This is a genomic window from Pseudomonas sp. GZJR-8, assembly GCF_002916705.1.
GTDB classification, from domain to species: Bacteria; Pseudomonadota; Gammaproteobacteria; order Pseudomonadales; family Pseudomonadaceae; genus Aquipseudomonas; species Aquipseudomonas synxantha_A.
In genome coordinates, this window is the sequence record NZ_JXSI01000004.1 from 36,563 (window position 1) to 58,140 (window position 21,578).

Consider the following 21,578-nt stretch of genomic DNA (forward strand, 5'->3'; position numbering starts at 1 on the left):
GACCTTTTCAGGGTTTGAGAGCGTTTTGCGTTCTAATGCGCAATAAAGGTCTTTCGCTCCCGTGAACTTCATCCTTCGCTGGGACAAAGCACACACAAAATCTGCGGCATTATATACTGGCGCTACTGAAACGGAAACGACACCGCTTGCCGCACCCTTTTTCGGCACCGCCCACATCGGAAATCTCATGCAACTCAAGAATCCCATCCTCGGCCTGTGCCAACAGTCCACGTTCATGCTCAGCGCCGCCAAAGTGGACCAATGCCCCGATGACGAGGGCTTTGAAGTCGCCTTTGCCGGCCGCTCCAACGCTGGCAAATCCAGCGCACTGAACACCCTGACCCACGCCAGCCTGGCGCGCACCTCGAAAACCCCGGGTCGCACGCAACTGCTCAATTTCTTCAAGCTAGACGATGATCGGCGTCTGGTCGACCTGCCGGGCTACGGTTATGCAAAAGTACCTATCCCGCTGAAGCTGCACTGGCAGCGTCACCTTGAGGCTTACCTGGGTGGCCGGGAGAGTTTGAAGGGTCTGATTCTGATGATGGACATCCGCCATCCGATGACTGACTTCGACCTGCTGATGCTCGACTGGGCCGTCGCCAGCGGCATGCCGATGCACATCCTGCTGACCAAGGCCGACAAGCTCACCTACGGCGCAGCCAAGAACACGCTGCTCAAAGTGCAGTCCGACATCCGTAAAGGCTGGGGCGATACGATCACTATCCAGCTGTTCTCGGCGCCGAAGCGCATGGGCCTGGAAGAGGCTTACACGGTGCTGGCCGGCTGGATGGAATTGGCGGACAAAGGCGCAGAAGCTACCGAGTAACTTTTCTGCGGGCAAAAAAAACCCCGGACTTCGTATGGGGAGGGAAGTTCGGGGTCCAAGTTCCGGACCGCTAGGGCGGGGTCCAGATATCTGCCAACACTTAACACAACATAGGAGCATTGAAGGGCTTCACCACCCATTCAGTAACTCTGAGTGGCAGTTCACAGGTTAAGTTCCGGCAGCTCCAAAAAACTATTGGAAATAACTGACGGCGATTTGCGCTCTAAAGCACTGCGCCAGCACCTCGGTGTTGGCGCAGCTCTGCAATCAGTGCGCTTCGTCCCAGTTATCGCCCACGCCCACATCCACCACCAACGGTACGTCCAGCCGGGCTGCAGCACTCATATGTTCGCGAATCTTCTCGCTGACTTGTGGGACCAGGTCCTCACGTACCTCCAGCACCAATTCGTCGTGCACTTGCAGGATTACCTTGGCATCCAGGCCCGACTCGGTCAGCCAGTTATCCACCTGCACCATGGCTTTCTTGATGATGTCCGCCGCCGTGCCCTGCATGGGTGCGTTAATGGCTGTGCGCTCTGCCGCAGCGCGCTCCTGAGGCTTGTTGGAGTTGATATCCGGCAAGTACAGGCGCCGCCCGAAGAAGGTTTCCACATAGCCTTGGTCCGCTGCCTGGGCACGCGTGCGCTCCATGTATTCGCGAACACCTGGATAGCGGGCGAAGTACACATCGATGTAAGCCTTGGCGGTCTTGGTATCGACGCCGATGTCCTTGCCGAGCTTCTGGGCTCCCATGCCGTAGATCAGGCCGAAGTTGATTGCTTTGGCACTGCGGCGCTGGTTGGACGTGACTTCAGCCAGCTCAACCTTGAATACCTCGGCAGCCGTGGCGGTGTGCACGTCCAGATCGTTTCGGAAGGCGTTCATCAGCCCTTCGTCCTTGGACAGGTGCGCCATGATCCGCAGCTCGATCTGGGAATAGTCCGCCGCCAGCAGCTTGTAGCCCTTGGGCGCGACAAACGCCTGGCGAATCCGTCGCCCTTCGGCGGTGCGCACCGGGATGTTCTGCAGGTTCGGGTCGCTGGAGGACAAGCGCCCGGTTGCCGCTACCGCCTGATGGTAAGACGTATGAATGCGCCCGGTGCGAGGGTTGATCTGCTCCGGAAGGCGGTCGGTGTAGGTACTTTTGAGCTTGCTCATGCTGCGGTACTGCATCAGCACCTTGGGCAACGGAAAATCATCTTCGGCCAGTTTGGCCAGCACTTCTTCGGCGGTGGAAGCCTGCCCCTTGCCGGTCTTTTTCAACACCGGCATCCCCAGCTTCTCGTAGAGAATCGCCCCAAGCTGCTTGGGTGAGCCGAGGTTGAATTCTTCACCGGCGATCTCGAAGGCCTGGCGCTCCAGCTCGACCATCTTGTTACCCAGCTCGATGCTCTGGATGCCCAGCAGCTCCTTGTCCACCAATGCGCCCTGGCGCTCGATGCGTGCCAGTACCGGCACCAATGGCATCTCGATATCCGTCAGTACACTGGCCAGGCTCGGGATCGCGGCCAGCTTTGCGTGCAGCTCCTGATGCAGGCGCAAGGTCACATCGGCATCTTCGGCTGCGTAAGGGCCAGCCTGTTCAAGGGCAATCTGGTCGAACGTCAGCTGCTTGGCGCCTTTGCCGGCAATGTCCTGGAAGCTGACCGTGTCGTGGCCCAGGTACTTCTTCGCCAGGCTGTCCATGTCATGGCGGGTCGCCGTGGAGTTCAGCACGTAGGATTCGAGCATGGTGTCGAAGGCGATGCCACGCACAGTGATGCCCTGTGCAGGGTCGCCACCGATGGCGCAGTTGGCGAGGATGTTCATATCGAACTTGGCGTGCTGGCCAACCTTGAGTTTGGTCGGGTCTTCCAGCAGCGGTTTCAAGGCCAGCAGCACGGTGTCCCGATCCAATTGATCCGGCGCGCCGATATAGGAATGGGTCAGCGGGATGTAGGCGGCTTCATGGGGCTGCACAGCAAACGAGACCCCAACCAATTGCGCCTGTTGAGCGTCAATGCCGGTGGTTTCGGTATCAAAGGCAAACAACGGCGCATCGTTGAGTTTTTTCAGCCACACGTCGAAGGTGGCCTGGTCCAGGACGGTGGTGTAAACCGCCTCTACCGGTACCGATATAACGGCCTCGACCGGCGTTTCGGCGGCAGGTGCAACCTCGCTCGCCGACTTGAGCTCCACACGCTTGGCATCGCGCTGGATCTCGTCGTACCAGCTCTTGAACTCAAGCAGCGTGTACAGCTCCAGCAGCTTTTCGCGATCCGGCTCGATCAGGTGCAGGTCATCCAGGCCCACGTCCAGTGGCACATCGATCTTGATCGTCGCCAACTGATAGGACAGGAATGCCATCTCCTTGTGCTCTTCAAGCTTGGCTGGCAGGGTTTTGGCCCCGCGGATAGGCAGCGTCGGCACAATATCCAGCTGCTCATAAAGCTCTTTGAGGCCGCCATTCACTCCCACCAACAAGCCCGAGGCGGTCTTCGGCCCAATACCCGGGACGCCTGGGATGTTGTCGGACGAATCGCCCATCAACGCCAGATAGTCGATGATCTGCTCGGGAGCGACGCCGAATTTCTCCTTTACGCCCTCAACGTCCATCGAGCTACCGGTCATGGTGTTGACCAAGGTAATGTGCCCGTCCACCAGCTGTGCCATGTCTTTATCGCCGGTCGAAATCACCACTGGGCGGCTGGCGGCCGCGCTGCTGCGCGCCAGGGTGCCGATCACGTCGTCAGCCTCGACGCCTTCGACGCACAGCAACGGGAAGCCCAGGGCGATCACGCTTTGATGGAGCGGCTCGATTTGCAGGCGCATGTCATCGGGCATACTCGGGCGGTTGGCCTTGTACTCGGCGTACATCTCATCGCGAAAGGTCCCACCCTTGGCGTCGAACACCACCGCGAACGGGCTGTCCGGGTACTGCTTGCGCAGGCTTTTGAGCATGTTCAACACGCCCTTGACCGCACCGGTCGGCAGGCCTTTGGAGGTGGTCAGCGGTGGCAGCGCGTGGAAGGCGCGGTACAGATAAGAAGAACCGTCCACCAGGACGAGGGGCGCTTGGCTCATGAGCAGGATCAACCTTTTCGGCGGGTCAGGCGCTAGAATAGCCGGACCAATGAAAACAAAGGGACAAGGTTATCATGCGTACATTCAATCGCCTGCTGTTGACCGGTTTGATTGCACTCGCTCCGATGGCTGCCATGGCGGCAGACGATGCCCCTTCGGCAGACCCGGAAGTTACCATTCGCACGGAAGGCGACAAGACTATTCAGGAGTACCGCCAGAACGGCTTCCTGTACGCCATCAAGGTTACCCCGAAGGGCGCTCCACCTTATTTCCTGGTGCGCGCGGACGGAACCGATGCGAACTTCATCCGCTCTGACCAGCCGGATATGCTGATCCCGTCATGGAAGATCTTCGAATGGAAATGATTTCTTAATTTTAACCGGCGCTGCTAAGCCAGCGCCCGTAACGGCAGTTTTAACCATGTCTGTGTTCACCCCCCTGGCTCGGCCCGAGCTGGAAACCTTTCTCGCCCCTTATGGGCTCGGCCGCCTGCTTGATTTCCAGGGGATTGCCGCTGGCAGCGAAAACACCAATTTCTTTATCAGCCTGGAGCAGGGTGAGTTTGTCCTGACCCTGGTTGAGCGCGGCCCCGTGGCAGAAATGCCGTTCTTCATCGAACTGCTCGACGTGCTCCACGACGCCGACCTGCCGGTGCCGTACGCCTTGCGTACCACCGACGGTATCGCTTTGCGCGAACTCAAGGGCAAACCCGCCTTGCTGCAACCGCGCCTGGCCGGCAAGCACATCAAGGACGCCAACGCCCAACATTGCGCCCAGGTCGGCGACCTGCTCGGCCACCTGCACTTGGCAACCCAGGGCGAAAAAGTGCTGGAGCGCAAGACCGACCGCGGGCTGGACTGGATGCTCAGTGAGGGCGCGCAGCTGATTTCGCACCTCAACGACGCACAACAGCGCCTGCTGCAGGACACATTGAGCGAGATCGAAACCCACAAAGCTGACATCCTCGGCCTGCCACGGGCCAACGTTCACGCCGATCTGTTTCGCGACAATGCGATGTTCGAAGGCACACACCTTACGGGCTTGATCGACTTCTACAACGCCTGCTCGGGGCCGATGCTCTACGACGTGGCGATTGCCTTGAATGACTGGTGTTCGGATGCCGATGGCGTGCTTGATGGGCAACGAGCGCGGGCGCTGCTGGGAGCCTACGCGGGGCTGCGACCGTTCACCGCGAAGGAGGCCGAGCTATGGCCGACCCTGCTGCGTGTGGCGTGCGTGCGTTTCTGGCTGTCACGACTGATCGCCGCGGAGTCGTTTGCCGGCCAGGATGTTCTCATTCACGACCCCGCTGAGTTCGAGCACCGTCTGGCGCAACGCCAGCAGGTCAGTGTCCACCTGCCGTTCGCGCTCTAAAAGGCCTACTCGGTCAAAAAAATGTGGGAGCTGGCTTGCCTGCGATAGCGGTGTCGACTGACACGCCGCCATCGCGGGCAAGCCCGCTCCCACATTGGTTATGCGGCGATGGTTAAAGCGACTCCAGACAGCCAGCCAAATCATTACCTAGCTTCTCCAGGACCTGCTCATAACCCTGAGCGGTAGCCGGGGTATAGCCACCCAACGCATCCAGCTCCGCCAACTTCACCGGCAACCCGGCAACCAGCGTCTCGGCCAATCGCGGCCGCAACGGCGGCTCGCTGAACACGCAGGTCTTGCCCACCTCCTGCAAGCGCGTGCGCATCGCCGCTACATGCTGGGCACCTGGCTGCACTTCGGCGGCCACGCTGAATACGCCGGTGTGCTTGAGGCCGTAAGCCTCTTCGAAGTAGTCAAACGCCTCATGGAATACGAAGTAAGGCTTGCCATCGACGCTCGCCAGTCGCTTTTTCAAGCGCGCATCCAACGCATCCAGGCGCTCACCAAAAGCTTTGGCGTTGCTCTGATAACGCTCGGCGTTTGCAGGATCAGCCGCACTGAGGTCCGCAGCCATGCGCGTGGCGATTACCCGCGCGTTCACCGTTGACAACCATAAATGCGCATCGACGCTGCCAGGTCGATGATCATGGTCATGCTCGTCGTCATCGTCGGCGTGGGAATGGCTATCTTCGCCGAAAATACGTAATTTCATCCCTGGTAGGCCCTGGACGGCCACGGTAGCGGTCGTACGGCCTTTCAACACGCGCGGCAAAAAGGTTTCCATGTCCGGTCCGATCCAATACAACAGGTCCACCGACTGCACGCGCCGTACGTCGGATGGGCGCAATGCGAAGTTATGCGGCGACGCACCCGGCGGCAGCAATACCTCCGGAACCGCCACACCGTCCTGCACCGCCGCGGCAATCAGTTGCAACGGCTTGATGCTGGTCAGCACCTTCACATCGGCCTGAGCGGCACCCGCAACGAACAAACTGGTGACAAATACGACAAAAACGGGAAAAAGTCGGGACACGATGACCACTCAATGGCGTAGGAACGGGTAACATAATAACGTCTCTATCAAATATCTGTCGCCGCTCATGCCTAAAACACCGCTTGCCAGCCGTCCCCACGACCACTCTCACTGCGTGCACACCGCATTGTCAGAGGCCGATACCCTGTGCGCACAAAAAGGCTTGCGCCTGACCGCCTTGCGTCGCCGGGTGCTGGAGTTGGTGTGGCAGAGCCACAAACCGCTGGGCGCGTACGACATTCTTGGCGTACTCAGCGAACAGGACGGCCGCCGCGCTGCACCACCTACCGTGTACCGCGCACTGGATTTCCTGCTGGAAAATGGCCTGGTTCACCGTATCGCCTCGCTCAACGCGTTTGTCGGCTGCAACCACCCGGAGCACGCGCATCAGGGCCAGTTCCTGATCTGTCGCGAGTGCCACGCGGCCATCGAGCTTGAACAAAAAAGCATCAGTGACGCCATTATCCAAAGCTCTGCCGACGTCGGCTTCAAGGTCGAGGGGCAAACGGTTGAAGTGGTCGGCCTGTGCGCGGGCTGCCAGGGGGCTTGATGAGCAACGCGTTGATCCGTCTGGAGCAGGTCGGCGTCACGTTCGCCGGGCAGAACGTGCTGGAAAACATCGCGCTGAGCGTGGAGCCGGGGCAAATCGTCACGTTGATCGGCCCCAATGGCGCAGGCAAGACCACCTTGGTGCGCGCCGTGCTTGGCCTGCTCAAGCCCGACAGCGGCAGTGTATGGCGCAAGCCCAAACTGCGCGTGGGCTACATGCCGCAAAAACTGCACGTGGACCCGACCCTGCCGCTGTCCGTATTGCGCTTCCTGCGCCTGGTGCCCGGTGTCGACCGCGCCCGTGCACAGGCCGCGCTCAAGGAAGTCGGCGCCGAGCAGGTGATCGACAGCCCGGTACAAAGCATCTCCGGCGGCGAAATGCAGCGCGTGCTGCTGGCCCGCGCCTTGTTGCGCGAGCCAGAGTTGCTGGTGCTCGATGAGCCCGTACAAGGCGTCGACGTCGCCGGCCAGGCCGAGTTGTACAGCCTGATCACCCGGCTGCGCGACCGCCATGGCTGCGGCGTGCTGATGGTCTCCCATGATCTGCACCTGGTGATGAGCACCACCGACCAGGTGGTCTGCCTCAACCGCCATGTGTGCTGCTCCGGCCACCCGGAACAGGTCAGTGGCGACCCGGCGTTCGTGGAACTGTTCGGCAAAAACGCCCAGAGCCTGGCGATCTACCACCATCATCACGACCACGCCCATGACCTGCATGGTGCCGTTGTCGATACTCCCCACGTTCATGGAGATAGCTGCAAGCATGGCTGATTTTCTGCTCTACGCCCTGCTGGCAGGCTTGGCTCTGGCACTGGTGGCGGGCCCGCTGGGCTCGTTTGTGGTCTGGCGGCGCATGGCCTATTTCGGTGACACCTTGTCCCATGCGGCGTTGCTGGGCGTGGCCATGGGCTTTCTGCTGGACGTGAGCCCGACCATCGCCGTAACCGTGGGCTGCCTGCTGCTGGCGGTACTGCTGGTGACCTTGCAACAACGCCAGCCGCTGGCCTCCGACACCCTGCTGGGCATCCTCGCGCCAAGCACCCTGTCCCTGGGCCTGGTCGTATTGAGCTTCATGCATGAAGTGCGCATCGACCTGATGGCCTACCTGTTCGGCGACCTGCTGGCGATCAGCCCGACTGATCTGGCCTGGATCCTCGGCGGCAGCGCTGGCGTACTGGTGTTGTTGGTGGCCCTGTGGCGCCCGATGCTGGCGATCACCGTGCATGAAGAACTCGCCCGGGTTGAAGGCTTGCCCGTCGCAGGGCTGCGCATGGCCCTGATGTTGCTCATCGCCGTGGTGATCGCTGTCGCGATGAAGATAGTCGGCGTATTGTTGATCACGTCGCTGCTGATCATTCCCGCCGCCGCCGCCCAGCGTCATGCCCGCTCACCGGAGCAGATGGCAATCGGCGCCAGCCTCCTGGGAATGTGTGCAGTGTGCGGGGGCCTGGCGCTGTCCTGGTTCAAGGACACGCCAGCCGGGCCGTCGATTGTGGTTACGGCGGCCGCCCTGTTTCTGCTGAGTTTTGTCCTGCCCCGTCGAGGGGTGTAGACTTGCTCGCTTTTTGCGCAAATAGAGAGTCGCAGGAATGAAGCCGTTCACCTCCCGTTATCTGCTCCTTGCCGCATTTTCCCTGCTGCTGGGTGCCTGTCAAAGCACGCCGCCCGCTGCCCCCGAGGCCCCGGACGCACGCGCTGTGGCCATCGCGCAGCTGGAGCAAAACCTGGCCAGCAGCGAACTGGCAACCGCCGAAGACCAACTTGCGGCGTTGCAGGCCCAGTCCCCCAACGATCCCGCACTTGAGGTCTATCAGCGTCAACTGGCCGAAGCCTACCTGCAGCGCAGCCAGATCGTGCTGCAAAAAGGCGATGTCAACGCCGCCGCCACCGCACTGAGCCGGGCCCGCGCGCTGATGCCAAAAGCCCCGGCACTGACCGGTGGCGTCAACAGCGCTATCAGCCATGCGCGCAAGGCCGAGCTGGATCAGGCAGAAGCCGCGTTGAAAGCCGCCGAAGCCAAGCCTGCGGCCAAGGTCATCGACCCCGCAGCGCCGAGCACCACCGTGGCGCTGAACCTCGCGGATGTCGAAGACATGCGTCATCAGTTGGATGCCATCGCCACCGACGTGGTGAATTACCAGTGCGATGTCAGCATCCAGGTGCCACGCACCCAGGATTACCCGTGGCTGGCCACATTGCTGACCAAACGGGTGAAACGAATTGATTCGGGGTATGACCTGAAGATTCACCGGCAGATCCTGAAACACATTCCGGCGCAGGTTGTGCTGATTCCGCGCAAGGCGGACTAAAAGCATCGCAGGCAAGCCAGCTCCCACATTTGAAGGGTGAACACATTCAAGTGTGGGAGCTGGCTTGCCTGCGATGACGATCTAACAAACAACCGATAATTTAAGCCGGAATCGCCTTGGATTTCGGCTCCCGCTCCCAAACCCGATGCTGTGCAATCGCAGCAAAGAACGCCTTGAACGCCTTGGCATCAGCGCCCACGATCAACCCCGCATCCGCTTCCAGCTTCAGCAAGTCCAGCAACGGTTTCACATCACTGGCCACCGCAATCGCCTTGAGGTGCTTGTACGCTTCCAGTACGTAATGCAGCGCCACGCCATCGCCGCTCAACGCCTTCACCGAGTCCTTACCGCCCGGGATAAACACCGCGTCGAAGGCAATGGACGGCATGCCTTCCATCGAAGCGTCTACGGGTAGCGTCTTGCCATCGGCAGTGGTCACAGGCGCCGAAGTCGGGCCCAGCAACTTGGCATGGGCACCCTCTGCCTCCAGCGCTGCCTTGAGCGCATCAATTGCCGCACCATCAACGCCGTTAGCCGCCAGAATCGCCACCTTGCGCGTCTTGATATCGCCAGACAGCAAATTCACCTGGCTCAATGCCGGTGATTCCTTCAGCGATGTTTCACGTGCGGGCACTGTGCCCTTGGTCGGCGCTGGCAAGCCCAGGTTCTGCGCCACGCGTTTGGCCAGTTCCAGGTCAATGTTGGCCAGGATCTCGTTGACTTGACGCGCCCGGATAAACTCGCGCTCAACCTTGCCCAACTCGAAGCTGTAGGCCGCGATGATGTGCTCTTTCTCGTGGTGGCTCATGCTGTTGTAAAACAACGTGGCCTGGGAGAAATGGTCGCCGAACGACTCGCTGCGCTCGCGCACCTTATTGGCATCGACGCGCTCGTAGTAGGACTCGAAACCTCCATCGGCAGGACCGGCAGGCGTTTCTTTCGGCCAGCCACCATCAATCGAGTTCGGCTCGTACGAGGCCCGCCCTTTATCGATCACGGTGCGATGTTGAGCGTCGCGCTGGCCGTTATGGAAAGGCACTACCGGGCGGTTGATCGGAATCTCATGGAAGTTGGGGCCGCCCAACCGACTGATCTGCGTATCCGTGTAGGAAAACAAGCGGCCTTGCAGCAGCGGGTCGTTGGTAAAGTCGATGCCCGGCACGATATGGCCAGGGCAAAACGCGACCTGCTCGACTTCAGCGAAGAAATTATCCGGGTTACGGTTGAGCACCATCTTGCCCAGCGGTGTGATCGGCACCAGCTCTTCAGGGATAATTTTGGTCGGGTCGAGCAAGTCGAAATCGAACTTGTGTTCGTCTTCTTCCGCCACGATCTGCACACCCAGTTCCCACTCGGGGTAATCGCCGCTCTCAATCGATTCCCACAGGTCACGGCGGTGATAGTCCGTGTCCTTACCGGCCAGCTTTTGCGCCTCGTCCCATACCAGGGAGCACGTGCCTACTTTTGGGCGCCAGTGAAATTTCACGAAGCTGGATTTACCTTCGGTATTGATCAAGCGGAAGGTGTGCACACCAAAACCCTGCATGGCGCGCAGGCTTTTTGGAATCGCCCGGTCAGACATGGCCCAGATCACCATGTGCGCCGACTCCGGCTGCAACGACACGAAATCCCAGAAGGTGTCGTGTGCCGAGCCGCCGGTAGGTATCTCGTTGTGCGGCTCAGGTTTTACCGCGTGTACAAAGTCAGGAAACTTGATCGCATCCTGAATGAAAAACACCGGCATGTTGTTGCCCACCAGGTCGAAGTTGCCTTCGTCGGTGAAGAACTTCACGGCAAAACCGCGCACATCGCGCACGGTGTCGCCGGAACCGCGCGGGCCCTGCACCGTGGAAAAACGCGCGAATACCGGCGTTTTATGCTCGGGCGTGCGCAGGAAACCGGCCTTGGTCAGTGCCGAATGGTCACCATAGCTCTGGAAATAACCATGGGCGCCGGTACCACGGGCATGCACGATGCGCTCAGGGATACGCTCATGGTCAAAGTGCGTGATCTTTTCACGCATGATGAAGTCTTCCAGCAGCGAAGGGCCACGGGCGCCGACTTTCAGGCTGTTCTGGTTGTCGGAAATCTTCACGCCCTGGTTGGTGCGCAGGGCCTGGCCGGTCGCATCGGAACGGAATTCTTCCAACGCCTGCAATTTGGCGTTGGTATTGCCTCGGTCCAGGGTATCAGTGCCCGCGACTTCACTCTTGGGCGGGGTGGCTGGCTTCTTGGTACTCATCAGTCAAAACTCCTTAGTCAAAGTGGCCAGAGCGTTCCCCGGCTCGTTTGAGCGAAACCCCAGGCACGGCACCCGGGAGATCGAATTGCTTAAGTAGTGACTGACAGGGTTTTGCGCCGTTCCTTTTTTATGACCTTTGGTCTCGTTATTGCCAAATCGCTGGATGGATACGAAATAAATGCTAAGAAACACTAGATGGACAGGCTAAAATGCGCGCCCGGCTAACCGCTGATCCCTTTTCAATGCGCCCCACAAGGTTCGCTACGTGATCGAGTTTCAAAACGTCCATAAAACCTACCGCGTCGCCGGTAAGGATATCCCCGCACTGCACCCCACCAGTCTGCGCGTCGCCAATGGCCAGGTGTTTGGCCTGATTGGCCACTCGGGTGCGGGTAAAAGCACACTGCTGCGCCTGATCAACCGCCTGGAAGAACCCAGCGGCGGGCAGATCACGGTCGACGATGAAGAAGTCACCGCCCTGGATGCCAACGGCCTGCGGCGCTTCCGTCAGCAGGTCGGGATGATCTTCCAGCACTTCAACCTGCTGGCGTCCAAGACCGTGGCCGACAACGTCGCTCTGCCACTGACGCTTGCCGGTGAATTGTCGCGCAAGGAGATCGACCAGCGCGTGGCTGAGCTGCTTGCTCGCGTCGGCCTGTCGGACCACGCCAGGAAGTACCCGGCGCAGCTGTCCGGCGGTCAGAAACAGCGCGTCGGTATTGCCCGCGCCCTGGCGACCAAGCCAAAGATCCTGCTGTGCGACGAAGCCACCAGCGCCCTCGACCCACAGACCACCGCGTCAGTCCTGCAACTGTTGGCCGAGATCAACCGCGAACTGAACCTGACCATCGTGCTGATCACCCATGAAATGGATGTGATCCGCCGCGTGTGTGACCAAGTTGCAGTGATGGACGCTGGCGTGATCGTCGAGCAAGGTTCGGTCGCCGATGTGTTCCTGCACCCAAAGCATCCGACCACCAAGCGTTTCGTTCAGGAAGCCGAACAGGTTGACGAAGGCGAGCAGCGCGACGACTTCGCCCACGTGCCGGGCCGCATCGTACGCCTGACGTTCCAGGGCGATGCGACCTACGCGCCATTGCTGGGTACCGTCGCTCGCGAAACAGGCGTGGACTACAGCATCCTGGCCGGTCGTATCGACCGCATCAAAGACATCCCTTACGGGCAACTGACCCTCGCCGTCACCGGCGGTGACATGGAGGCCGCGTTTGCGCGCTTCACCGCCGCCGACGTTCACATGGAGGTCCTGCGCTGATGGACGTTTTCCTGAGTTTCTTTGCCAATATCGACTGGTCCGAAATCTGGCTCGCCACCGGCGACACCATGACCATGCTGTTCGGCTCGCTGTTCTTCACCGTGCTGTTGGGCCTGCCTCTGGGTGTGCTGCTGTTCCTGACCAGCCCGCGCCAACTGTTCGAACAAAAAGGCCTGTACGCGCTGCTGTCGCTGATCGTGAATATCCTGCGCTCGCTGCCGTTCATCATCCTGTTGATCGTGATGATTCCGTTCACCGTCCTGATCACCGGTACATCGCTGGGCGTTGCCGGCGCGATCCCGCCGCTGGTCGTAGGTGCTACGCCATTCTTTGCGCGGCTGGTAGAAACGGCCCTGCGCGAAGTCGACCGCGGCATCATCGAAGCCACCCAATCCATGGGTGCGAGCACCCGCCAGATCATCACCAACGCCTTGTTGCCCGAGGCGCGCCCCGGCATTTTTGCGGCGATTACGGTGACGGCGATTACACTGGTTTCCTACACGGCCATGGCCGGTGTAGTCGGAGCTGGTGGCCTGGGTGACCTGGCGATCCGTTTTGGTTACCAGCGCTTCCAGACCGATGTGATGGTAGTCACCGTGGTAATGCTGTTGATCCTGGTGCAAATTCTGCAAACCGTCGGCGACAGGCTGGTGGTGCATTTTTCTCGAAAATAACGGCCATTGCCGGCTCACAGCCGGCAGATGCCCGAACAAGGAGCTTGCTGGATGAAAAAACTACTGGTTGCCTTCGCTGCCGTTGCCGCGTTTTCCGCCCATGCCGAGACGATCAAGGTCGCTGCCTCGCCGGTGCCTCATGCGGAAATCCTCGAATTCGTGAAGCCTGCCCTTGCCAAAGAAGGCGTGGATTTGCAGGTCAAAGTTTTCACCGATTACGTGCAGCCAAACGTGCAGGTGGCTGAAAAACGCCTGGACGCCAACTTCTTCCAGCACCAGCCGTACCTGGATGAGTTCAACAAGGCCAAGGGCACTCACCTGGTGAGCGTTGGCGGCGTGCACCTGGAGCCGCTGGGCGCCTACTCCAGCAAGTACAAGAAACTGGCCGACCTGCCTGACGGCGCCAACGTGGTGATCCCTAACGACGCCACCAACGGCGGTCGTGCGCTGTTGCTGCTGGCCAAGAACGGTCTGATCACCCTGAAGGACCCGACCAACATCCTGTCGACCATCAAGGACATCACCGGCAACGATAAAAACCTCAAGTTCCGCGAACTGGAAGCCGCCACCCTGCCGCGCGTGTTGACCCAGGTCGACCTGGCACTGATCAACACCAACTACGCCCTGGAAGCCAAGCTGGATCCATCCAAGGACGCCCTGGTCATCGAAGGCAGCGACTCGCCTTATGTGAACATCCTGGTGACCCGCGAAGATAACAAGGATTCGGACGCAGTGAAGAAGCTGGTTGCAGCCTTGCACACGCCTGAAGTGAAAAAATTCATCGAAGAGAAGTACAAAGGCGCGATCAAGCCAGCGTTCTGATGCCCCGATCTCCAACACACCGGAGATCAAAATGTGGGAGGGGGCTTGCCCCCTCCCACATTTGCTTTGTGTTGCCTGCTACTTGCGCTGTAGCAAGCCTGGCAACTGCGCTACCAGCTTCTGGTTGTTCAACGGCGCACGGATAAACCCACGCTGGGTACCATCCGGGCCGATCAGCGCCAGGTTGCCGCTGTGGTCCACGGTGTAGTTCGGCTTGCTGGTATCTGCCGGAATGAAGGGGATGCTGACGGCATTCGAAACCTTCTGCACATCCTCAACATTCGCGCCGGTCAGGCCCTGGAATTGCGGGTCGAAGTAACCCAGGTACTGCTTGAGCTGGGCCGGAGTATCGCGGTTCGGATCGACGCTGACCAAAATCACCTGCAACTTATCCACAGCCTCTTTAGGCAGCTCGCTCTTGATCTGGCGCAGCTGGGCGAGGGTGGTCGGGCAGATGTCCGGGCAGAAGGTGTAGCCGAAGAACAACAGACTCCACTTGCCTTTCAATTCATTGGCCAGCACCGGCTGGCCGTCCTGGTTGGTCATGCTCACTGCGGGCAACTGGCGGCTTTGCGGCAGCAGGATGATGCCGGCGTCGATCAGCGCGGTCGGGTCGCCCTGGCCTTTGCCCGAGAGCACTTTGTTGACGGTCAGGCCCATGATCAACGCCACCAGGGCCACGAGGATGAAGACGGTTTTTTGAGTTCGAGTCATAGGTTCAACAGTAAGTAGTGGTCTACGAGCAGGGCGATAAACAGCAACAGCAAGTACCAGATAGAGTACTTGAACGTGTTGATCGCCGCGTGCGGCTGGGTGCCACGGTACAGCACCCAGGCCCATTGCAGAAAGCGTGCGCCCAAAACCAGGGCACAGGCCAGGTAGAGCACGCCACTCATATGGATGACATAGGGCATCAGGCTCACCGCCAGCAAGGCGAAGGTATATAGCAGGATATGCACCTTGGTGTAGTGCTCACCATGGGTGACCGGCAACATGGGGATGTCGGCCTTGGCGTATTCCTCTTTGCGGTGAATGGCCAGCGCCCAGAAGTGCGGCGGGGTCCAGGCGAAGATAATCAGCACCAACAGCAGGGGTTCGGCACTCACATGCCCGGTGACGGCCACCCAACCCAGCAGCGGCGGCGCTGCGCCGGCCAGGCCACCGATGACGATATTTTGCGGCGTCGCCCGCTTGAGAAAACCGGTGTAGATCACCGCGTACCCGAGCAGCGACGCCAATGTCAGCCAGGCCGCCAGCGGGTTGGTGAACGCCAACAGCAGCGCCAGGCCCGCCACCGCCAGCAACAACGCAAAGGCCAATGCTGCAGCGGGCGATACACGGCCCTCAGCCAGTGGCCGCTTATGGGTGCGCGCCATCAGCGCATCAATCCGCCGATCAACCACATGGTTCACCGCCGCCGCGCCGCCTGCACACAGGGCAATGCCCAGGTTACCGAACACCAGCACCGTCCACGGCACGCCAGCGCGGGTGGCCAGGAACATGCCCACCAGCGAGGTGATCAGCATCAGCACCACCACTTTGGGCTTGGTCAGCTCCAGATAGTCACGCCAGATTGCCCGATCGTGACCTGCGCCGATCAGGGTCGCCATGGCATCTCTCCTTTAAGGGTGATCAGGCCTGAGACCTGTTTGCGCGGGATGAACCGCCAACCGAGCGTCAGCGGGGCGCGAACCCGGACCAGGCTCGTGCGGGCGTGGTAATTGACCAGCACCAGGCTCAGCAACAAGGCCGCTCCACCCGCGTTGTGACCCACCGCCACCGGCAGCGGCAGGCCGAACGCCACATTGCTCACACCCAGGCAGATTTGCGCAGCCAGGGCGATCAGCAGCAAGCCCGCCAACCGCGTCATGCCCACTGCACGCAGTTGCCAGGCCAACCCCAATAGCACCAAGGTGACCAGTACCGCGCCGATGCGATGGGTCAGGTGGATCGCCGTGCGCGCCTCGCTATCAAGTTGGCCGCCCAGGTAATTGGGGCCGATATGCTGGGTCAGGTGAAAGCCATTGGCAAAATCCGCCGCCGGCCACCATTGGCCGTGACAGGTCGGTAGGTCGACACAGGCCACGGCCGCGTAGTTGGAACTGACCCAACCGCCCAGCGCGATCTGCCCGATTACCAGTACCAGCCCCGCCGTTGCCCAATATTGCAGGCGCCTGGGCACAATCAACGCAGGCAGCACACCGGACAGGCGCAAAGTGAGCAGAAACAACAGGCTCAAGGTCGCAAAGCCGCCCAGCAGATGCCCCGTCACCACCTGCGGCCAGAGCTTCAACGTCACCGTCCACATACCAAAAGCCGCCTGGGCGAACACCACCACCAATACAAACAATGGCAGTTTCACCGGTTGGCCCGGATCGCGTCGATGGCTCCACGCACGCGCCGCCAGCAGCGCGATCAGCAGCCCCAGGGTGCCGGCGAAGTAGCGATGGGTCATTTCTGCCCAGCCCTTGTCAGCCTCTACCGGCGCATCCGGAAAATGCAGTTCGGCGTGGGCCAACTGGGCTTCGCTTTGCGGCACGCTGATAAAGCCGTAGCACCCGGGCCAGTCCGGGCAGCCGAGCCCGGCGTGGGTCAGCCGGGTATAGGCGCCGAGCAGCACGACGATCAGCGCCAATAAGGTGGCAAACAGCGCGAGGCGAAATCCAGGCTTGGCCATGACGGTGCCCCTATCCGATGTTCGACAGTTTCAGCAGCAGGCGCAGGTCGTTGAGCAAGTCCTTGCCCTTGACCTTGGCGTCGTAGCGCAGCACCAGGTTGCCGTGGGGGTCGACGATCCACAGTTGAGCCTCACCGGGCGCCGCGGCGTTCCTGGCAAAGGTCGACACATCCAGCGGGTAGCGCTGCAGTTGCGGGTACTCAGCCTTGAGCTTGGCCTCATAGTCGGTGCTCAGCGGTTGCGCAGCCGCCAGGGCATGGTTGGCGCGGGACGCATCACGGCCAAGGCTGATTTGCAGTTGGCGCGCCAAGTACACCAGTTGTTGGCAATCGGCGGCGCAGGCGGTGGGTGCGGTGACCAACAGTTGCCACCGACCTTCGCCGGCCTGCACGCCGATATCGGCACGGGTCTGGCCGTTGCCGATCAGTTCACCGTGATAGCTGCGGCTGTCCGGCACCCAGAACTGCAACTTGTACATGAAGGTGGCCAGCGCCATCGGACCGATCACCATCATGAGGATCAAAATCAGCTGCCAGCGCCCTTTGCGCCGGTCCGGCGTTTCAGACGTGCTGGGTGGATTCATGGCCGCTCCCATGGGGCTTCTCCTTTTTGTTGTGCCATCCGAGGTAGAGGTAAAGCACCAGCAGTGCCAGTGCCATGGCGAACCACTGCACTGCGTAGGCCAGGTGTTTTTCCGGGCCCATGGCAACGATAGGCCAGGTGGTTTCGTACGTACCCGGGCCCGCTTCGGCACGCAGTTCGTAGGCAAAGCCGCTGCGCCCCAGCTCGTCCCACAGCGCGGCGGGATGCAGTGCGGTGAGCAAACGTGGCCATTGCGCGCTGGCAGGGTCGGCATGCAGTTGGAAGGTCTCGCCGGGGGCGACGTACACCCAGGCGTCAAGATTCAATGCCTGTTCAGGCGTGGAGAAGGCCGGCGGCGTGCGCCGGTCCGGCCACGGCAACCAGCCGCGATTAAGTAACAGCCACAGGCCGCTAGCCTGGTCCTGAAAGGGTTGCAGCAGCTCGACACCCGCCTTGCCGTCACGCATACGGTTATCCAGCAATACGCTGTGCGCAGCGTCCAATTGCCCGCGAAGATGGACGCGGCGAAAGGCAGGGTCGGCCATATCATTGAGCTGCGCACTGCTGATCGGCTCGGCAGCGCGGCGCTCGGCATAACGCTCCACCAGCAGCTGTTTTTCATGCCCACGGGACAGTTGCCAGAACCCCAGGCTCACCATGAGCGGCAGCAACACCAGCACCACCAGCGTCGGCGCGATACCTGGACGAAAGCGCTGCATGGCACTGGCTATACTGGATCTCATCGCCCCTCCCTCTGTAGCCCTGGAGCCAGACCATGCTCAAAGCAGCCATTGCCCTGATGCTGATCGCGACTGTCGTGAGCCTGTTCAGTGGCCTGTTCTTCCTGGTCAAGGACGAGGGCAACTCCAACCGCCTCGTCACTGCCTTGACCGTGCGTGTGGTACTGGCCGTGATCACCGCGGGCTTGATCGCCTGGGGCTTTTTCAGCGGCCAACTGGTCTCTCATGCGCCTTGGTAATCCGCCTCACAGCACATAAACAAAGAAAAACAACCCGATCCACACCACGTCCACAAAGTGCCAATACCAACTGGCCGCCTCGAAGCCGAACTGGTGCTCGGCGTTGAAATGCCCACGCAGGATGCGCATCAGCATCACGAATAAAATGATGGTGCCGATGGTTACGTGGGCGCCGTGAAAGCCCGTCAGCATGAAGAACGTGGCGCCGTATACCCCTGAACCCAGGGTCAGGCCCAGTTCTTTATAGGCGTGGATGTACTCCTCGGCCTGGAACCCGAGAAACGCCAGGCCCAACAGCACTGTGATCGCCAGCCAGATTTTCAGCGCACCTCGATGGCCTTTACGCAGGGCATGGTGGGCGATGGTGATGGTCACGCTGGAGCTCACCAGCAGGATGGTATTCACCAACGGCAGGCCCCACGGGCTGATGGTGCCTTCAGGCGCAGGATAGAGCTTGGGGTCAGGGTTATTGAGCAAGGGCCAGGCGAACTCGAAGTTCGGCCACAGCATATGCGCAACGCCTTTGGAGCCCTCACCTGCCAGCCATGGCGCCGACATGTGCCGCACATAAAACAACGCACCGAAGAACGCGATAAAGAACATCACCTCCGAAAAGATGAACCAGGTCATGCCCCAGCGAAACGAGCGGTCCATTTGCGCGCTGTACAGCCCGTCGCGACTTTCCTTGATCACAGCACCGAACCAGCCAAACAGCATGTAGGCCAACAACAGGCCGCCGACGAAAAAGATCCACGGCCCGTGGGATTCGGGGCGCGCAGCCTTCAAGTCGTTGAACCACACCGCCAGGCCGTACACGGTGACCAGCAGGCCAATCGTGGCAATTATCGGCCATTTGCTTTGCGCTGGTACGTAGTACGTATCATGAGTCGACATGTATTCGCTCTCCTGATTGAGGGGGCAAACAGTAGCTAGCCCCCGGTCCTCGCGGCCACGGGCGGTTGGCGCGCAGTGATATCGAACAGCGTGTACGCCAGGGTCAAATGCTTCACATCCTTGGGCATCGCGCGGTCGACGATAAAACGCACCGGCATCTCGATGCGCTCACCCGGCTGAAGCACTTGCTGGGTGAAGCAAAAGCATTCGGTCTTGTGGAAATACATGGCCGCTTCGGCCGGGGAAATACTCGGGATCGCCTGGGCGGTCATCGGCTTATTGGTGGGGTTGTAGGCCACGAACAGCATCTCGTTGACCGCCCCCGGGTTGACCACAATCTCATCGGCCTTGGAATGAAATTCCCAGACCATGTCGATGGCGTTGGTGGACAGAAACTGCACCCGAACCTGACGTGAGGGGTCGACCATTTGCTCGCCCTCGTACTGCCCGGCGGTCTTGCCGTTGATGCCGAAGGCCTTGCACATCACGTCGTAGATCGGCACCAGCGCGAAGCCGAAGGCGAACATCGCCAGTACCAGGATCAGCAGGCGGGTGACCAGGCGTTTGATCGGCACGGAGTCAGACATGACACCCACCCAAGGCTGGTGCGCCCCTCCCACATGGACCGCGTTCGCAACACACAGAGGTATTCATTTGACCTCCGGCGGGGTGGTGAAGGTGTGATACGGCGCAGGCGAGGGCACGCTCCATTCCAGGCCCTCGGCGCCATCCCAGGGCTTGGCCGGTGCCGGCGTACCCCCACGGATGCACTTGATGACAATGAACAGGAAGAAGATCTGTGTGGCGCCGAACATAAAGGCACCAATGGACGAAACCATGTTGAAGTCGGCGAATTGCAGGTTGTAGTCCGGCACCCGCCGCGGCATACCCGCCAGCCCTACAAAGTGCATGGGGAAGAACGCCATGTTCATGCCCACGAAAGACAGCCAGAAATGCAGCTTGCCCAGGGTTTCGTCGTACATGTGGCCAGTCCATTTCGGCAGCCAGTAGTAGGCCGAAGCGAAGATCCCGAAGATCGCGCCGGGCACCAGTACGTAATGGAAGTGCGCCACCACAAAGTAGGTGTCGTGGTACTGGAAGTCCGCCGGGGCAATCGCCAGCATCAGCCCGGAGAAGCCGCCAATGGTGAACAGGATCACGAAGGCCACCGCAAACAGCATCGGCGTCTCGAACGTCAGCGAGCCCTGCCACATGGTGCTGACCCAGTTGAATACCTTCACCCCCGTGGGCACGGCGATCAGCAGGGTCGCATACATGAAGAACAACTCACCCACCAGCGGAATGCCCACCACGAACATGTGGTGCGCCCAGACGATGAACGACAGGAACGCGATGCTCGCCGTGGCGTAGACCATCGAGGTGTAGCCAAACAGCGGCTTGCGCGAGAAGGTCGGGATGATCGAGCTGACGGCGCCAAACGCCGGCAGGATCATGATGTACACCTCGGGATGGCCAAAGAACCAGAACACATGCTGGAACAGCACCGGATCACCGCCACCGGCCGCGCTGAAGAAGCTGGTACCGAAGTGGATATCCATCAGCATCATGGTCACGCAGCCCGCCAGCACCGGCATCACCGCGATCAGCAGGAACGCAGTAATCAGCCAGGTCCACACGAACAGCGGCATCTTCATCAAGGTCATGCCGGGGGGGCGCAGATTGAGGATGGTGGCGACCACGTTGATCGCGCCCATGATCGAACTGATGCCCATCAGGTGGATGGCAAAGATAAAGAACGTCACGCTTTCCGGCGCATAGGTGGTGGAAAGCGGCGCATAGAAAGTCCAACCGAAGTTCGGCCCGCCACCGGGGCTGAACAAGGTGGAGACCAGCAGCAGGAACGCCGCCGGCAGCAGCCAGAAGCTGAAATTGTTCATGCGCGGCAGGGCCATGTCCGGCGCGCCGATCATCAGCGGGATCATCCAGTTGGCCAGCCCGACGAAGGCCGGCATCACCGCGCCGAACACCATGATCAGGCCGTGCATGGTGGTCATCTGGTTGAAGAACGCCGGCTGCACGATCTGCAGGCCTGGCTGAAACAGCTCGGCGCGGATCACCATGGCAAACGAGCCACCGAGCAGGAACATGGTGAAGGCAAACCACAGGTACATCGTGCCGATGTCTTTGTGGTTGGTGGTCAGCACCCAGCGCATCAAGCCTTTGGCGGGGCCGTGGGCATGGTCGGCATGACCGTGGTCGATCACAGTGCTCATGGCCGTTCTCCTGCAAGCGAGTGAGCGGGGCGATTCAGGGTATT

Annotated in this window: 22 protein-coding genes; 11 read left to right on the top strand and 11 right to left on the bottom strand. The window is 60.5% G+C overall.

Going from position 1 to position 21,578, the window contains the following annotated elements; translation table 11 throughout:
- Nucleotides 1–187: 187 nt before the first annotated feature.
- The gene (gene yihA / locus TK42_RS09215) at nt 188–829 is read left to right on the top strand and encodes a ribosome biogenesis GTP-binding protein YihA/YsxC (protein WP_005783451.1); all 642 of its coding nucleotides are present in this window, start codon (nt 188–190) and stop codon (nt 827–829) included.
- Nucleotides 830–1,096: 267 nt separating this feature from the next.
- Here the strand turns inward: yihA and polA are convergent, their stop codons facing one another.
- Nucleotides 1,097–3,892, bottom strand: a complete 2,796-nt coding sequence (gene polA, locus TK42_RS09220; RefSeq protein ID WP_103734074.1) for a DNA polymerase I — start codon at nt 3,890–3,892, stop codon at nt 1,097–1,099.
- Between the two features lie 74 nt (nt 3,893–3,966).
- Here polA and TK42_RS09225 point away from each other — a divergent pair, with 74 nt between their 5' ends.
- Together TK42_RS09225 and TK42_RS09230 are read left to right on the top strand one after the other, a co-directional pair.
- Nucleotides 3,967–4,257: a DUF2782 domain-containing protein gene (locus TK42_RS09225; RefSeq protein ID WP_003187366.1), complete on the top strand. Its 291-nt coding sequence runs from the start codon at nt 3,967–3,969 to the stop codon at nt 4,255–4,257.
- A gap of 55 nt (nt 4,258–4,312) precedes the next feature.
- Nucleotides 4,313–5,266 carry a homoserine kinase gene (locus TK42_RS09230; RefSeq protein ID WP_032878553.1) on the top strand — a complete coding sequence of 318 codons (954 nt, stop codon included), beginning with the start codon at nt 4,313–4,315 and terminating at the stop codon, nt 5,264–5,266.
- Between the two features lie 112 nt (nt 5,267–5,378).
- On the opposite strand, the gene TK42_RS09235 is transcribed toward TK42_RS09230, so the two are convergent.
- Entirely contained in the window at nt 5,379–6,308 is a 930-nt protein-coding gene (locus tag TK42_RS09235) for a zinc ABC transporter substrate-binding protein ZnuA (protein ID WP_103734075.1), read from the bottom strand.
- A gap of 58 nt (nt 6,309–6,366) precedes the next feature.
- On the opposite strand from TK42_RS09235, the gene zur reads away from it, so the two are divergent.
- The 4 genes from zur to TK42_RS09255 are packed head-to-tail and all read left to right on the top strand — an operon-like array spanning nt 6,367 to nt 9,157.
- Nucleotides 6,367–6,849 (top strand): zinc uptake transcriptional repressor Zur, encoded by a 483-nt coding sequence (gene zur / locus TK42_RS09240; RefSeq protein WP_005783442.1) that lies wholly within the window; start codon nt 6,367–6,369, stop codon nt 6,847–6,849.
- The gene (gene znuC / locus TK42_RS09245; protein ID WP_005783440.1) at nt 6,849–7,619 is read left to right on the top strand and encodes a zinc ABC transporter ATP-binding protein ZnuC; all 771 of its coding nucleotides are present in this window, start codon (nt 6,849–6,851) and stop codon (nt 7,617–7,619) included. The genes zur and znuC overlap by 1 nt, the downstream gene beginning before the upstream one ends.
- The gene (gene znuB, locus TK42_RS09250; protein WP_032878556.1) at nt 7,612–8,400 is read left to right on the top strand and encodes a zinc ABC transporter permease subunit ZnuB; all 789 of its coding nucleotides are present in this window, start codon (nt 7,612–7,614) and stop codon (nt 8,398–8,400) included. Before znuC ends, znuB begins: the two co-directional genes overlap by 8 nt.
- Nucleotides 8,401–8,437: 37 nt before the next feature.
- Nucleotides 8,438–9,157, top strand: coding sequence for a PA5502 family lipoprotein (locus TK42_RS09255; RefSeq protein ID WP_103734076.1), 720 nt, complete (start codon nt 8,438–8,440; stop codon nt 9,155–9,157).
- A 100-nt stretch (nt 9,158–9,257) separates the two neighbouring features.
- Here the strand turns inward: TK42_RS09255 and katE are convergent, their stop codons facing one another.
- Nucleotides 9,258–11,399, bottom strand: a complete 2,142-nt coding sequence (katE, locus tag TK42_RS09260; RefSeq protein ID WP_078822718.1) for a catalase HPII — start codon at nt 11,397–11,399, stop codon at nt 9,258–9,260.
- A 265-nt stretch (nt 11,400–11,664) separates the two neighbouring features.
- On the opposite strand from katE, the gene TK42_RS09265 reads away from it, so the two are divergent.
- Genes TK42_RS09265 through TK42_RS09275 form a run of 3 tightly spaced genes read left to right on the top strand, consistent with a single transcriptional unit; the run spans nt 11,665 to nt 14,168 of the window.
- Entirely contained in the window at nt 11,665–12,672 is a 1,008-nt protein-coding gene (locus TK42_RS09265; RefSeq protein ID WP_103734077.1) for a methionine ABC transporter ATP-binding protein, read from the top strand.
- Nucleotides 12,672–13,346, top strand: coding sequence for a methionine ABC transporter permease (locus TK42_RS09270; RefSeq protein ID WP_005783435.1), 675 nt, complete (start codon nt 12,672–12,674; stop codon nt 13,344–13,346). The genes TK42_RS09265 and TK42_RS09270 overlap by 1 nt, the downstream gene beginning before the upstream one ends.
- 51 nt (nt 13,347–13,397) lie before the next feature.
- Nucleotides 13,398–14,168, top strand: coding sequence for a MetQ/NlpA family ABC transporter substrate-binding protein (locus tag TK42_RS09275; protein ID WP_032878561.1), 771 nt, complete (start codon nt 13,398–13,400; stop codon nt 14,166–14,168).
- Nucleotides 14,169–14,246: 78 nt separating this feature from the next.
- Here the strand turns inward: TK42_RS09275 and TK42_RS09280 are convergent, their stop codons facing one another.
- Genes TK42_RS09280 through TK42_RS09300 form a run of 5 tightly spaced genes read right to left on the bottom strand, consistent with a single transcriptional unit; the run spans nt 14,247 to nt 18,170 of the window.
- Nucleotides 14,247–14,882: an SCO family protein gene (locus tag TK42_RS09280; RefSeq protein WP_005783433.1), complete on the bottom strand. Its 636-nt coding sequence runs from the start codon at nt 14,880–14,882 to the stop codon at nt 14,247–14,249.
- Complete coding sequence (gene cyoE / locus TK42_RS09285; RefSeq protein WP_005783432.1) at nt 14,879–15,778, bottom strand: heme o synthase; 900 nt, start codon at nt 15,776–15,778, stop codon at nt 14,879–14,881. Before cyoE ends, TK42_RS09280 begins: the two co-directional genes overlap by 4 nt.
- Nucleotides 15,766–16,845 (bottom strand): heme A synthase, encoded by a 1,080-nt coding sequence (locus TK42_RS09290; protein WP_032878564.1) that lies wholly within the window; start codon nt 16,843–16,845, stop codon nt 15,766–15,768. Before TK42_RS09290 ends, cyoE begins: the two co-directional genes overlap by 13 nt.
- 10 nt (nt 16,846–16,855) lie before the next feature.
- On the bottom strand, nt 16,856–17,440 hold the full coding sequence (locus tag TK42_RS09295) for a hypothetical protein (protein WP_005783430.1): 585 nt from the start codon (nt 17,438–17,440) through the stop codon (nt 16,856–16,858).
- The gene (locus tag TK42_RS09300) at nt 17,406–18,170 is read right to left on the bottom strand and encodes an SURF1 family protein (protein WP_103734078.1); all 765 of its coding nucleotides are present in this window, start codon (nt 18,168–18,170) and stop codon (nt 17,406–17,408) included. The genes TK42_RS09295 and TK42_RS09300 overlap by 35 nt, the downstream gene beginning before the upstream one ends.
- 32 nt (nt 18,171–18,202) lie before the next feature.
- Here TK42_RS09300 and TK42_RS09305 point away from each other — a divergent pair, with 32 nt between their 5' ends.
- Nucleotides 18,203–18,406, top strand: coding sequence for a twin transmembrane helix small protein (locus tag TK42_RS09305; RefSeq protein WP_103734079.1), 204 nt, complete (start codon nt 18,203–18,205; stop codon nt 18,404–18,406).
- Between the two features lie 6 nt (nt 18,407–18,412).
- On the opposite strand, the gene TK42_RS09310 is transcribed toward TK42_RS09305, so the two are convergent.
- The 3 genes from TK42_RS09310 to ctaD all read right to left on the bottom strand — a co-directional run bounded on the left by TK42_RS09310 (nt 18,413) and on the right by ctaD (nt 21,534).
- The gene (locus TK42_RS09310; RefSeq protein ID WP_005783427.1) at nt 18,413–19,300 is read right to left on the bottom strand and encodes a cytochrome c oxidase subunit 3; all 888 of its coding nucleotides are present in this window, start codon (nt 19,298–19,300) and stop codon (nt 18,413–18,415) included.
- A gap of 35 nt (nt 19,301–19,335) precedes the next feature.
- Nucleotides 19,336–19,887, bottom strand: coding sequence for a cytochrome c oxidase assembly protein (locus tag TK42_RS09315; RefSeq protein WP_078822713.1), 552 nt, complete (start codon nt 19,885–19,887; stop codon nt 19,336–19,338).
- Between the two features lie 63 nt (nt 19,888–19,950).
- Nucleotides 19,951–21,534, bottom strand: coding sequence for a cytochrome c oxidase subunit I (ctaD, locus tag TK42_RS09320; protein ID WP_103734080.1), 1,584 nt, complete (start codon nt 21,532–21,534; stop codon nt 19,951–19,953).
- Nucleotides 21,535–21,578 lie beyond the last annotated feature (44 nt).